Annotated in this window: 14 protein-coding genes; 6 read left to right on the forward strand and 8 right to left on the reverse strand. The window is 72.7% G+C overall.

Going from position 1 to position 12,294, the window contains the following annotated elements:
* Nucleotides 1–1,155, reverse strand: coding sequence for an MFS transporter (locus tag ACQPZP_RS06510; RefSeq protein ID WP_433476727.1), 1,155 nt, complete (start codon nucleotides 1,153–1,155; stop codon nucleotides 1–3).
* A gap of 80 nt (nucleotides 1,156–1,235) precedes the next feature.
* Here ACQPZP_RS06510 and ACQPZP_RS06515 point away from each other — a divergent pair, with 80 nt between their 5' ends.
* Complete coding sequence (locus ACQPZP_RS06515) at nucleotides 1,236–1,649, forward strand: MarR family winged helix-turn-helix transcriptional regulator (protein WP_433476728.1); 414 nt, start codon at nucleotides 1,236–1,238, stop codon at nucleotides 1,647–1,649.
* Between the two features lie 96 nt (nucleotides 1,650–1,745).
* Nucleotides 1,746–2,084 (forward strand): hypothetical protein, encoded by a 339-nt coding sequence (locus ACQPZP_RS06520; protein WP_433476729.1) that lies wholly within the window; start codon nucleotides 1,746–1,748, stop codon nucleotides 2,082–2,084.
* Between the two features lie 5 nt (nucleotides 2,085–2,089).
* Here the strand turns inward: ACQPZP_RS06520 and ACQPZP_RS06525 are convergent, their stop codons facing one another.
* Nucleotides 2,090–3,169: a WD40/YVTN/BNR-like repeat-containing protein gene (locus tag ACQPZP_RS06525; protein WP_433476730.1), complete on the reverse strand. Its 1,080-nt coding sequence runs from the start codon at nucleotides 3,167–3,169 to the stop codon at nucleotides 2,090–2,092.
* 89 nt (nucleotides 3,170–3,258) lie between these two features.
* Nucleotides 3,259–3,921, reverse strand: coding sequence for a phosphate signaling complex protein PhoU (phoU, locus tag ACQPZP_RS06530; RefSeq protein ID WP_433476731.1), 663 nt, complete (start codon nucleotides 3,919–3,921; stop codon nucleotides 3,259–3,261).
* A gap of 174 nt (nucleotides 3,922–4,095) precedes the next feature.
* On the opposite strand from phoU, the gene ACQPZP_RS06535 reads away from it, so the two are divergent.
* Nucleotides 4,096–5,310 carry a sensor histidine kinase gene (locus ACQPZP_RS06535; RefSeq protein WP_433476732.1) on the forward strand — a complete coding sequence of 405 codons (1,215 nt, stop codon included), beginning with the start codon at nucleotides 4,096–4,098 and terminating at the stop codon, nucleotides 5,308–5,310.
* A complete protein-coding gene (locus tag ACQPZP_RS06540; protein ID WP_433466699.1) occupies nucleotides 5,307–5,987 on the forward strand; it encodes a winged helix-turn-helix domain-containing protein in 681 nt (226 codons plus the stop codon). The genes ACQPZP_RS06535 and ACQPZP_RS06540 overlap by 4 nt, the downstream gene beginning before the upstream one ends.
* 132 nt (nucleotides 5,988–6,119) lie before the next feature.
* Here ACQPZP_RS06540 and ACQPZP_RS06545 read toward each other — a convergent pair whose 3' ends face one another.
* On the reverse strand, nucleotides 6,120–7,025 hold the full coding sequence (locus ACQPZP_RS06545; protein ID WP_433476733.1) for a hypothetical protein: 906 nt from the start codon (nucleotides 7,023–7,025) through the stop codon (nucleotides 6,120–6,122).
* Nucleotides 7,026–7,170: 145 nt separating this feature from the next.
* Entirely contained in the window at nucleotides 7,171–7,944 is a 774-nt protein-coding gene (locus ACQPZP_RS06550) for a hypothetical protein (RefSeq protein WP_433476734.1), read from the reverse strand.
* A gap of 343 nt (nucleotides 7,945–8,287) precedes the next feature.
* Between ACQPZP_RS06550 and ACQPZP_RS06555 the strand changes: the two genes are divergently transcribed.
* Nucleotides 8,288–8,770, forward strand: coding sequence for a CarD family transcriptional regulator (locus ACQPZP_RS06555; RefSeq protein ID WP_021599843.1), 483 nt, complete (start codon nucleotides 8,288–8,290; stop codon nucleotides 8,768–8,770).
* A 34-nt stretch (nucleotides 8,771–8,804) separates the two neighbouring features.
* Nucleotides 8,805–9,275: a 2-C-methyl-D-erythritol 2,4-cyclodiphosphate synthase gene (ispF, locus tag ACQPZP_RS06560; RefSeq protein ID WP_433476735.1), complete on the forward strand. Its 471-nt coding sequence runs from the start codon at nucleotides 8,805–8,807 to the stop codon at nucleotides 9,273–9,275.
* Nucleotides 9,276–9,294: 19 nt separating this feature from the next.
* Here the strand turns inward: ispF and fahA are convergent, their stop codons facing one another.
* From fahA to ACQPZP_RS06575, 3 genes are read right to left on the reverse strand one after another with little or no spacing between them, the layout of a single operon-like run.
* The gene (fahA, locus tag ACQPZP_RS06565) at nucleotides 9,295–10,512 is read right to left on the reverse strand and encodes a fumarylacetoacetase (RefSeq protein ID WP_433476736.1); all 1,218 of its coding nucleotides are present in this window, start codon (nucleotides 10,510–10,512) and stop codon (nucleotides 9,295–9,297) included.
* Nucleotides 10,513–10,571: 59 nt separating this feature from the next.
* On the reverse strand, nucleotides 10,572–11,192 hold the full coding sequence (locus ACQPZP_RS06570; protein ID WP_433476737.1) for a hypothetical protein: 621 nt from the start codon (nucleotides 11,190–11,192) through the stop codon (nucleotides 10,572–10,574).
* Between the two features lie 57 nt (nucleotides 11,193–11,249).
* Nucleotides 11,250–12,290 (reverse strand): DUF2637 domain-containing protein, encoded by a 1,041-nt coding sequence (locus tag ACQPZP_RS06575; RefSeq protein WP_433476738.1) that lies wholly within the window; start codon nucleotides 12,288–12,290, stop codon nucleotides 11,250–11,252.
* Nucleotides 12,291–12,294 lie beyond the last annotated feature (4 nt).

Raw genomic sequence — 12,294 nt, forward strand, 5'->3', positions numbered from 1 at the left:
TCAGACCTTCGCCGGGGCGGGGCGGCGGTCCCGGCGGTGGATGTGGACGGCCGTGGCCAGGCCCGCCACGGTGAGGAGGGCGGCGGCCGGGTAGAGGGAGCGGAGCCCGGGCCCGGCGATGAGCGTCCCGCCCAGCCAGCCGGCGAACGCGGCGGCGACCTGGTAGCCGGACGCGTTGACGGCCACGGCGAGGGTCGGCGCCGCGCCCGCCGCGGTCAGGACGCGGGCCTGCATGCCCGGGATGACCGCGAAGGCCAGCAGGCCCAGCGCGAACGTCAGCACCACGGCGAGCGGCTTGCTGCCGCCCGCCGCCCAGAAGATCGCCAGGGTGGCGGCGAGCGCGGCGAGCAGCCAGATCAGGGACGGCATCAGGGCACGGTCGGACAGCCGGCCGCCGAGCAGGTTCCCGGCCACCGCGCCGGCGCCGTACACGAGCAGCAGCACCGGGACGGCGCCCTCGCCGAAGCCGGCGATCTCGGTGAGCAGCGGCGCGATGAAGGTGAAGACCGTCACGACGCCCACGTTGCCGAGGGCGGTGAGGACGATCGCGAGGCGGACGTCCCGGCCGGCGAACACGCGCAGTTCGCCGCGGAGCGACCCGGTCGCGGCCTCCGCGCCGGGGACGAAGCGCAGCACCATCAGCAGGGCCACGGCGCTGACGGCGGCGACCGCCGCGAAGGTGACCCGCCAGCCGTGGTCCTGGCCGATCAATGTGCCGATCGGGGTGCCGAGGACGATGCCGAGGTTCAGCCCCAGCGCCACCTTCGCGATGGTGGACGCCTCCCTGCCCGGGGCGGCCATCGAGACGGCGGTGGCGATGGCGACGGCGAAGAACGTGGCCACGATCAGCCCCGCGAGGAAGCGGGCCGCGAGCAGCACGGGGTAGTTCGGCGCCAACGCGGAGCCGAGGTTTCCCACGATCGACACGGCGACGAGGCCGATGATCAGCGGTCTGCGGGGCAGGCGCGCGGTGAGCGCGGTGACGACCGGCCCGCCGACGATCATGCCGAGCGCGTAGGCGGTCACCAGCCGTCCGGCCGCGGGGACCGACACCGACAGGTCGCCGGCCACGTCCGGCAGGATGCCCGCGATCACGAACTCGCCGGTGGTCAGGCTGAACACCACCAGCATGAGGGACAGGACGGGAAGGGGCACGAGGCGCTCCATTTACTTCGAACTCGGATGATTCGAACTAGCAATATCATGGTTCGAAGCACATGGGCTACACTCGGGGCATGGACGAGCGGATGGAGCGGGACGTGTGCAAGCTCGTCCACAAGTTCGCGCAGCGGCTCGACGTCAACGTCCGCCACATCGCCGACGACCTCGGCATGACCGCCACCCAGGTCGTCGCGCTCCGGGAGCTCTCCGAGCCGATCACCGCGCGCGAGCTGGCGAACCGCATGGTCTGCGAGGCGTCGAACGCGACCTTCGTCATCGACCGCCTCGAACGGCAGGGCCTCGTCGAGCGCCGCCCGCATCCGAGCGACCGGCGCGCCAAGCAGATCGTCCTCACCCCGGAGGGCGTACGGGCCCGCGCCGACGTTCTCGAACGGCTGGACACCCACTCGCCGCTGACGCCGCTCACGCCGGACCAGCAGGAATCCCTGCGCGACCTCCTCCAGGCCCTCCTCGGGAAACCTGAGTAGTCGCGGCAGCCGGAACCGAGTAGATGCGCGCTGCCGCGCCGGCCCTGCCAAGGCGACGATGAACCTGATCGCAAACGCGTGTCGGGGAGGCCGAGGATGAATCAGCAGCGCACCGGAAACGTGTCACTGGGGGCCGTGCTCGCCCTGCCCGTGGTGATCCTGCTGAGCGCGGTGCTGGCGCTGGGCAACCTGGCCGTGGCCGCACTGACCTCCGCCGGGCCGGACTCCTGCGGGGAGGTCTCCTGCTCCGGCAGCGGTTCGTTCGCCGCGATCTTCACCGGGATCGCGGTGTTCTCCTTCGGGTCGGCGGTGGCCACCGCGTTCACCCTGCGTCCGGCGCGTGCCGGGGCCCGCTTCGTGCTGATCGCGATGGCGCTCGTGGTCCCGGTCCTGGCGGACCTGGTCGCCTTCGCCGCCGCCCCCGAATGGCTCTGATGCCGCTAGCCGGCGCGGGTGAAGACGAGACGGGCGGCGCGGCCCTTCTCGCCGGCGGCCCAGCACGCGCCGCCGGAGGCGCAGTCGACCGTGTCGAAGCCTCCGGTGTCGAACCGGGTCCAGGTGCGGCCGCCGGTGAGGGTGCCGTCGCTGCCGGTCGGGCCCACGGCCAGCGCGGCCGGGCCCGAATACGCGACTCCCGACCGGTACTCGGCCGGGGGACGGCGCGCCGCCTGCCACGTCCGGCCGCCGTCACCGGTCGTCGCCGCGGCCGTCGGGGACGGTTCACCGGGCCGGTAGTCGCCGCCGACCGCGATGCCGTGCCGTGAGTCGCGGAAGGCCAGCGCGAACACTCCCTGGGACGGGCTGCTCGGCAGCGGCGTGTCGGCGACGGTCCAGGTGAGGCCGCGGTCCCGGGACTGGAAGACGCGCGACCGGGACCCGCCGCCGGTGGCGAGCCACACGTCCCGGGAGCCGTGGCTCACGAGGCATTGCCCGCTCGCGGCGAATCCGGCCTCGCCCTCCAGCGCGGGAGGCATCCCCGCGGACGGCAGCACGCGCCAGCTGCGTCCCCCGTCGCCGGTGGCGATGAGGCGGAACCGGCCGTCCACCGGGTCGCTCATGGCCAGCCCATGCCGGGAGTCGAAGAACGTCATGCAGTCGTAGAACGCCTTGGGCTCGTCGTTCCTGAAGCCGAGGGTCCAGGTGCGGCCTCCGTCCGAGGTCGCGTAGACGCGGGACGCGTCGCCCTCGCCGATGGCCAGCACGACGGCCCGCCGCGCGTCGAACGCCTCGATGTCGCGGAACTCCAGGCCCGCCGCGCCGGCCGGGGCGACGTTCCGCCACGTACCGCCGCCGTCGGTCGTCCGCAGCACCGCGCCGCCGCTGCCCGCGAGCCAGGCGACGCTCCGGTCGACCGCCGCCAGCCCCCGGAACCGCGCCTCGCTTCCGGTCGGCGTGAGCCGCCACGCCGGCCCGCCTGCCGTGGCCCGCGCGGTGCCCGGCGCCGCGAGGGCCACCGCGACCACCGCCCCGCACATCCCGGCGAACGACATCTTCCGGACCAGCGCCCGCATCGGTCTCATGAGGCGCAAGCTAACGAACGATGATCAGGCCGTCCAGACCCGCGAACGCCCGGGCGCGACCGCGTCGGGGCGTTTCGGGCGGGACCGGGTCAGGACGGGTCGTTGATCTCTTCGGGGCGCTGGCCGGTCACGAGGTAGACGACGTTCTCCGCCACGTGGACGGCGTGGTCGGCGAAACGCTCGAAGTAGCGGCCGGCGAGCGTGATGTCGACGGCCGGCTCGACGCCGTGCTTCCACTTGGGGGACAGCAGGATGTCGAACAGGCGCCGGTGCAGGCGGTCCATCTGGTCGTCGTCGGCGTCCAGTTCGAGGCCCATCTCGACGTCCTGGGACGCGATCACGCTGCCCGTCTTGGCGATCATCCGCTCGGCGATCTGCCCCATCTCCAGGACCGTCGCCTGCAGCTCGGGCGGGACGGCCGACTCGGGGTGCCGGCGCCGGGCGGTCTTGGCGATGTGCACGGCGAGGTCGCCCATGCGCTCCAGGTCGCCGCTCATCCGCAGCGCGGTGATCAGCGTGCGCAGGTCGCCGGCGACGGGCTGCTGGCGGGCCATCAGGTCGAACACCGTCGCCTCGATGTCCGCGTCGATCTTGTTGACGTGCTCGTCCCCGCTGATGACCTCCTCCGACAGCCGCAGGTCGGCGTCCAGGAGGGCGGTCACCGCACGGGCCATCGCGGACCGCACGAGGCGGGTCATCTCCACCAGGCTGTCGGTGAGGGAGTCGAGTTCCTCGTGGTAGGCGTCGCGCAATTCAAGTCCTTCGAAGTGAACGGGGCGGGCGGGGCAGGGCGGACTCGCCCACGCAACAGCCTGCCCCATTGCCATGAACATGTCCGGATAACAAGGTGAACTTTCGGGGAACGAGACCGTGTTGACCAGGGCCGAGGGGAAGCGTTACCCCGAACGCCGCTTACGATCCGAGGTGTGGAGGTCGAGATAGTAGCGAGCCTGACCGGGCTCGCCGGGCTCGCGATCGGGCTCGCGACTGGATTGGCGGTGCGCGTGAGCGAGCGAGCCCAGCGGACGGCGGTTACGACGGCTTCGGTGGGTACCCTGCCGCCCGGCGTCGCCTCGGTGCTGAGCGTCCTGAGGTCCTCGGCCGTCGTGGTGGACAGCGAGGACCGGGTCCTGCGCGCCAGCTCCGCCGCGCGGGCCTTCGGCCTGGTCAGCGGTGACCGGCTGGTGGTGGACGAGGTGCTCGCCATGGCCCGGCTGGTCCGCCGGGACGGGGAGATCCGGGAGACCGAGATCCAGGTCGGGCCGACCGGTGCGCGAAGCCGCGCGGACGGCCGCTGGTTCGCGGTCCGGGTCGCGCCGCTCGGCTCGCACGGGCTCGTCCTGGTCCTCGCCGAGGACCTCACCGAGATGCACCGCACCGAGGCGATCCGCCGCGACTTCGTGGCGAACGTCAGCCACGAGCTGAAGACACCCGTGGGCGCCCTGTCGCTGCTCGCCGAGACCGTCGAGGGCGCCGCCGACGACCCCGACGCCGTCCGCCGGTTCGCGGGACGGATGCAGTACGAGTCGGTGCGGCTGACCAACCTCGTCCAGGACCTGATGACGCTGTCGCGCGTCCAGGGGGACGAGCCGCTGCCCGCGCTGAACCCCGTCGACCTGGACGAGGTGATGGCCGAGGCGCTCGACCGCTGCCAGATCAAGGCGTCCTCCAAGGACATCGACCTGGCGTCCGGCGGCGAGGACGGCCTGCAGGTCCGCGCCGACCACGAGCTGCTGGTCACCGCGCTGCGCAACCTCGTCGACAACGCCGTCGCCTACAGCCCCGAGAACACCCGGGTCGTGGTCTCGACCCGCAAGTCCGACGAGTGGCACGTCGAGATCAACGTGACGGACCAGGGCATCGGCATCCCGCACGGCGAGATCGAGCGGATCTTCGAGCGGTTCTACCGGGTCGACCCCGCCCGCTCCCGCCAGACGGGCGGCACCGGGCTCGGCCTCGCCATCGTCAAGCACGTCACCAGCAAGCACGGCGGCGACGTGACCGTGTGGAGCAAGGAGGGGCACGGGTCGACGTTCACGATCCGGCTCCCGCTGCTCGACACGCCGCGCCGTCCCGGTGCGTCCGCCGCACGGACCGTAGGGAAAGCCCAAGAGAACACCGCCCGGGAGGCAACACCGTGACCCGCGTGCTCGTCGTTGAGGACGAAGAGTCGTTCAGCGACGCACTGTCGTACAACCTGCGCAAGGAGGGCTTCGAGGTGGCGGTCGCCGCCACCGGCCCCGACGCGCTGGACATCTTCGATCGCAACGGTGCCGACCTCGTACTGCTCGACCTGATGCTGCCCGGGCTGCCCGGCACCGAGGTGTGCCGGGAACTGCGCGCCAAGTCCAGCGTCCCGGTGATCATGCTGACCGCGAAGGACAGCGAGGTCGACAAGGTCGTCGGGCTGGAACTCGGCGCCGACGACTACGTCACCAAGCCGTTCTCCACCCGGGAGCTGATCGCCCGGATGCGCGCCGTGCTGCGCCGCCAGGGCGAGGTGGAGGAGCTGGCGCCCGCGACGCTGGAGGCCGGCCCCGTCCGGATGGACGTGGAGCGGCACGTGGTCAGCGTCGGCGGTGAGCCCGTCCAGCTGCCGCTCAAGGAGTTCGAGCTGCTGGAGGTGCTGCTGCGCAACGCGGGCCGCGTCCTCACCCGGATGCAGCTGATCGACCGCGTGTGGGGCGCCGACTACGTGGGCGACACCAAGACGCTGGACGTCCACATCAAGCGGCTCCGCGCCAAGATCGAGGAAGCCCCCTCCACACCGCGCTACATCGTCACCGTCCGCGGCCTGGGCTATAAATTCGAGCCCTGATCGCCGCGGCCCGGCAGGCGAGCCTGAACCGGAGAACGGCCCGTCCGGGGGTGGGACGGGCCGTTCTCTGCGTTCAGGCCGAGCGGAGCTCGTCGTTTGATTGGTGGTGGGTGGGGGCTGGAGGACGGTGGCTCAGTGGCCGGCTGTGGGGGTCTCGGTCGTCGTCGGGGACGGCTCGGCCCCGCCCGGCTCGGCGCCGGGGGTCGGCGTGGAGGTCGCGGTCCCGCCGGGCGTCTCGCTCCCCGGGGTCTGGGCACCCGGAGTCTGGGCACCGGGGCTCTGCGGCGTCGGCGTCGGGGTGCTGGGCAGCGGGTAGGTCGCGTACTCGCCCTGCCGCGACACCACGGGGACCCGGAACTCGACGGACCCGGCCTTCTCGAACTGCATCGTCACCGGAACCGCGGCCCCGGGGTTCAGCTCCTCGGCGAGCCCCGGCAGCACCACGAGCGGCTGCTCGCCGCCCGGCGTCGCCGGCGTCGCCGGCGGCGTGCTCTGCGGCGGCGTGGCCGTGTTGCTGGACGTGGGGGTCTCCGAAAGTTTGGGCGTCGCGCCCACACCGGTCGGCTTCGGCGTGGCGCGGGTCGCCGGCTGCCGGGTCTTCTTGGCCGGAGGCGTCGGGCTGGGGGTCGCCGACGGTGTGCCGAGCAGCCTGGTGAAGCTGCCCGTCCCGTCCGGCGCGGCGGGCGGGAGGACGATGCCGCCGTCGAGCTTCGCCTTGTCGCCGAACGCGGGGGAGGTGACGGAGACCAGGCGGTCCTGCCGGCCCTTGACCTGGTTGATGACCACGCCGTAGAGGGCCATGGACGTGCCCGCCGGGATCGGCTGCCCCGGCTCCGGCCCCAGGAGGAACATGTGGCGCAGGTCGATCTGTGCCGCCGAGGGCGGGCTCTTCGGGAGCGTCACGTTGACGCCCTCGGTGAGCTGCGTCGGCCGGGCGGACTGGGGCTGCTCGCCGGCGCCGCAGCCGGAGATCACCGGCGCGATGGCGACGGCACCCGCCATGGCGAGCACGACCACTCGACGGCTGTTTCGGATCACGGCGTCGGTCTCCTCGCGAAATGTCATAACAGACGTGGCATCGGAAAGTGGGAGCGGCGTGAGACACGCCAGGGGAAGCGTAGCGAGGTCCTGCCCTCAACCCCTCCTCGGGGTCGCCGACACGCCCGCCGGGGCGGCCCGTCGCTCAGCCGGACCGGAGCGACTCCACCCTTCCCGTGAGTTCCGGGCCCGGCTGCGGGCCGCGGGCGACCTCGGTCACGACGCCGTCGGGCTCCACGAACACGGCGGTGAGCCCGGTTCCCGTCGGGCCGGGCGTTCCGGGGGCGGGGGCGTAGGCGCCCGCGAGGACGCCGCCGCGGTCCTCAAGTATCAGGGGCGCCCCGTTGTGGGCGGTGCCCGCGCACGCCTTCAGGTCCTTCAGGGAGGTCGGCTTCCTGCCGCCGGCTGGGCGCGGGTCGGCGACGAGCCAGAAGTTCAGCTTGTACTGCTGCGTCCTGCCGGCCAGCTCGGCCACCACGTTCTCGCACCGGTACGCGGGCGGGACGATGCCGATCACGCCCGGGCGCAGGTCGCGCAGCCTCGCCGGCGTGCGGTCGCCCGTCACCAGGTCGACCTTCTCGTCCGGCAGGAGCCCGCCGACCCTGCCGGGGCTCGCGGAGGGGCGGGGCGCCAGCTGGGCGCCGCTGGGGCGGGGCGCGGGACGGGGCCCGAACGCGGTCATCAGCACGCCGCTGAGCAGCGCGACGAGCAGCGCGCCCGCGATGATCGGGATGGCGACGCCGAACCGGGTCAGCGGGCCGACCAGCCGCCGGGTCCGCGCCCTGCGCCGCCGCCGGCGCTCCTCGCGGCGGTAGGCGACCACGTCCCGCTCGAGCTCGCGGGCGTCGTCGGGCACCACGACGTCGACGCGCGGAAGCCCGTAGTCGTCGGGCTCCGGGTCGCCGCCGTCCGGCCTCACGCCGCACCTCCCTCGCGGATCCGGGTTCCCTCGGTACGCCGTCCTATTCAGCCGCTTTGGTACCCACACGGGTTGGCATGTTCACATCCCAGTATGGAACCCGCCCGCGCCTTCCGGGAGGCGGATGCTTGTAACCGGGGACGGATGACCGGTAATGGCGTCCTGGCGGAAGCACAGTGCCCTGTCGGTTACGCTGAGTGTGGGGAACTGGACGCCGATGCACCAATAAAGGGCTTTGTCAATACCCCAATATGCGGGCTGACCTGCGCATTTGTCGGGAAGGCCGGTTCGGACACGCTCGTTTCCGTGCTACCCTGGTTCTAGCGGAAGGGGTACTTGTCACATGACTTTCCAGGTCGGCGACACCGTCGTCTACCCCCACCATGGGGCTGCTCGGATCGAGGCCATCGAGACTCGCACCATCAAGGGTGAGGACAGGACCTATCTGGTTCTGAAGGTTGACAAGGGTGACCTGACAGTGCGGGTCCCGGTCGAGAACGTCGAGGACGTGGGCGTCCGGGACGTCGTCGGCCAGGATGGGCTGGAGAAGGTTTTCGAGGTTCTTCGCGCACCCTACACCGAAGAGCCCACCAACTGGTCGCGCCGGTACAAGGCGAACCTTGAGAAGCTCGCGTCCGGTGATGTCAACAAGGTCGCCGAGGTCGTCCGCGACCTCTGGCGGCGCGACAAGGAGCGCGGCCTGTCCGCGGGTGAGAAGCGGATGCTCGCCAAGGCGCGCCAGATCCTGGTCAGCGAGCTCGCGCTCGCCGAGAAGACCAACGAGGACAAGGCAGAGGCCCTGCTCGACGAGGTCCTGGCCAGCTGAGCGGCCGGCCGAGTTGAACGAACGGCTTCCGCGGGTGGGCGTCGGTACCGACGTCCACCCGTTCTCGTCTTCCCCGCGCCCGCTGTGGGTCGCGGGGCTCGAATGGCCGGGCGAAGGCCACGGCCTCGCCGGGCACTCCGACGGCGACGTCGCCGCGCACGCCGCCTGTGACGCGCTCCTGTCGGCTTGTGGGCTCGGCGACCTCGGCGCGGTCTTCGGCACCGCCGACCCGCGCTGGTCCGGCGCGTCCGGCGTCGACCTGCTGCGCGAGGTGGCCCGGCGGGTGGACGAGGCCGGCTTTACGATCGGCAATGTCGCCGTCCAGATCATCGGCAACCGCCCGAAGATCGGCAAACGCCGCGGCGAAGCGGAGAAGACCCTCACCGAGGCTTTGGGCGGCGCTCCGGTCACCGTCTCCGCCACCACCACCGACGGCCTGGGACTGACCGGCCGCGGCGAGGGCCTCGCCGCCATCGCCAACGCCCTGGTCCTCCCACCCGCCTGACGGGTTCTGCCCACGATCGCTATTGCTGCGCGGGGTGGACCGTGCCGGTCACCTCGCCGAGGGTGATGCGGGAACCGGAGGCTCCCGGAGCCTGGGCGCGGATCGTGACCGTGTCGCCGTCCTCCAGGAACGTGCGTTCCGTCCCGTCGGCCAGTTCCAGGGGCTCGCGGCCGTTCCAGCTGAGTTCGAGCATGCAGCCGCGCTGATCGCGTTCCGGGCCGGAGACCGTCCCGGAGGCGAACAGGTCGCCGGTGCGCAGCGGGGCACCGTTGACCGTGGCGTGGGCCAGTTGCTGCGGCGGCGTCCAGTACATGGACGCGAACCGCGGGCGCGTCGCCACCTGACCGTTGATCAGGACCTCCAGGTAGAGGTCCAGGCCCCACGGCTCGTCGCACTTCAGGTACGGGAGCGGAGCCGGATCCTGGACGGGCGGGGAGACGCGCGCCGGCTCCAGCGCCGCGACCGGCACCACCCACGAGGAGATCGACGTCGCGAACGACTTGCCGAGGAACGGGCCGAGCGGCTGCGACTCCCACGCCTGCAGGTCACGGGCGCTCCAGTCGTTCACCAGGACGAACCCGAACACGTGATCGCGGAACGCGCCCGCCGGGACGCCGCGCCCCGCGCTGGACGGGACGCCCGCGACGAATCCCACCTCCGCCTCGAAGTCCAGCCGCAGCGACGGCCCGTAGGACGGCTCGGGATCGCCCGGCGTCCGGCGCTGCCCCGACGGGCGGATGATCGGCGTCCCGGACGGGTACACGGTGCCCGCGCGGCCGTGGTAGCCGACCGGCAGCCGCTTCCAGTTGGGCCTCAGCGGCTCGTCGTGCGGCCGGAAGATCCGGCCGGTGTTCGTGGCGTGGTGCTCGGACGAGTAGAAGTCGACGTAGTCCGCGACCTCGAACGGCCGCAGCAGTTCCACGTCCGCGACGGGGATCAGGTGCGGCTCGACCCGGTCGCGGTACGACTCGTCGGTGAGCAGTTCCGTCAGCCGGTCCCGGTTCGCCCGCCAGGCCGGACGTCCCGCGACCATGAAGGCGTTGAGCGACCCGGACGCGAAGTACCGGCGGTCCTCCACCAGGCCCGCGGCGGACAGCTCCGCGAGGTCGAGGACGCGGTCGCCGATGGCGACACCGACACGCGGAAGCTCCCTGGGCCGGGAGAAGATCCCGTACGGCAGGTTCTCGACGCCGAAGCCGCCGTCCGCACTGCCTTCAACCCACGAAACGGTCGTCATGGAGACTTATCTTCCCCGGCGATTCCCTTTCATCCGGTGCGTGCCGGGACCTGCGGTGGTCATCCCACCCGGGTGGAAAAGGGGGCTTTCCTGATCAGGTCGAGGGTGCTCAATGCGGTGCCCAGGCCGGGGACGGCGAACGCGGTAAGCAGGCCGCGGGCGGCTTGTGCCTCGTCCCCGGTGAGCGACCCGAGGTCGGCGGTCACGCCGGTGGCATCGCGGCGTCCGAGCGTCCGCTGGACGTCGCCGTCACCGGCCGCGGCCTGCGCCGTGGCCAGCAGCACCGTCGGAAGGCTCCGTACGGGACCGGAGCAGGTGATCGGCACGTCACGCTCGGCGCAGGCCGAGATGAACGCCGCCGTCGCGGAGGCCGGGCCGTCCAGCCGGAAGTCGGCGCCCAGCGGGGCGCCGTGGGCCCGGGCGGCGGCGATGCGGTCCAGTGCGTCCCGCCAGCCGGGCGAACGGCGCACCTCGATGTGCGCGGGGACGCCGGACGGGAGCCGGGCGAGCGTGACGGCGGCGGCCCGCGCCTGGTCCGCGTCCTCGGGGAGGGCGAGCCGCACTGACGCGGGCCGGACGCGGGGCTCCGCGCGCATGGCGTCCAGCGCCTCGTCCATGGGGGCACGACCTGGCGGGAGGAGCGCGGCGTCGTCGACGAGCCGGGCTAACAGGGCACTCATGCCGGTCCACTACCCGTGGACCCGCCTCTTATGGGATCCCCGCGCGAGCGTCCCGCCCTAGTCGGCGGGCGGGGTGGGGCCGCTGCGGAAGTTGCTGGACGGCGGCGGGTTCCAGTCCTTGTCCGGGCGGTCGCCGGCGTCGGGGTCCTCGGCGCGGTCGGCGGGCGGGTCGTCGTGGTCGTCCTCGTCCGTGCCGTGGGGCACGGGCATCACGATGTCCGGACGGGTCGTCGCCGCGACCGGGCGCTCCTCCGCGGGCTCGTGGTCGCGGCCCCGGACGAGCTCGACGTCCGTCGGCAGGAACGCGGGCGGCGAATCCAGCGGCGGGCGCGGCTCCGGCAGCGGGTCCAGCGGCGGCGCGGGCTCGGACGACAGGCCCTCCCCGTACGCGGCGGGCTCGAACTCCCGCGGCGCGGTCTCCTCGGGGGCCGGTTCGGGCTCCTCGGCCTGGAACGGCAGGATCGGCTCGCGCTCGTGCTCCGGCTCCGGCTCGTGCTCGGGCTCGTGTTCGTCCAGGAAGGTCAGGGGCGACTCCGGTTCCGCCTCTTCGGCCGCCGCCTCCAGCGCCAGCGGGGGCGGCGTGGGCTCCAGGACCTTGACGTGGCCGCGCTGCGTGTCGACGGGAGCGGCCTCCTCGTCGGCGGGCCGCGCCACGCGGATCTGCTTGAACATCGTCAGCCACAGCCAGACGGCGATCACCAGCATGACGTGCGGTGCCACGGCCACGCCCACCCGCAGCGGGTCGTCCGGGAGCGAGCCGAACCCCCGGACCGAGTGCTGGACGGAGATCGCCGCGCCCCCGGCGACGAGGAGCAGCAGCAGCGTCCAGCGGAGCAGCCGCGTCCACCAGCGGGCGTTCCTGGTGACGACGAGCGACAGGATCGTCAACGCGGTGAGGGTGTCGGCCATGACGGGGTACAGCGGCGCCCAGCGGCGGCTCACCCGGCCGGCGACGGCGAGTTCGCGGAGCATGGCGTAGGTCAGCGCGAACGCCGCGCCCGCCAGCGCGGCGACGACGAGGCCGGCGACGGCCGTGAGCAGCCGCCGCTGCGCGAGGGTGTACCGGGGGCCGCCGGGCCGGGTGGGATCAGATGGCATGGCT

The organism is Spirillospora sp. CA-142024 (assembly GCF_050942325.1).
Classification (GTDB): Bacteria; Actinomycetota; Actinomycetes; order Streptosporangiales; family Streptosporangiaceae; genus Spirillospora.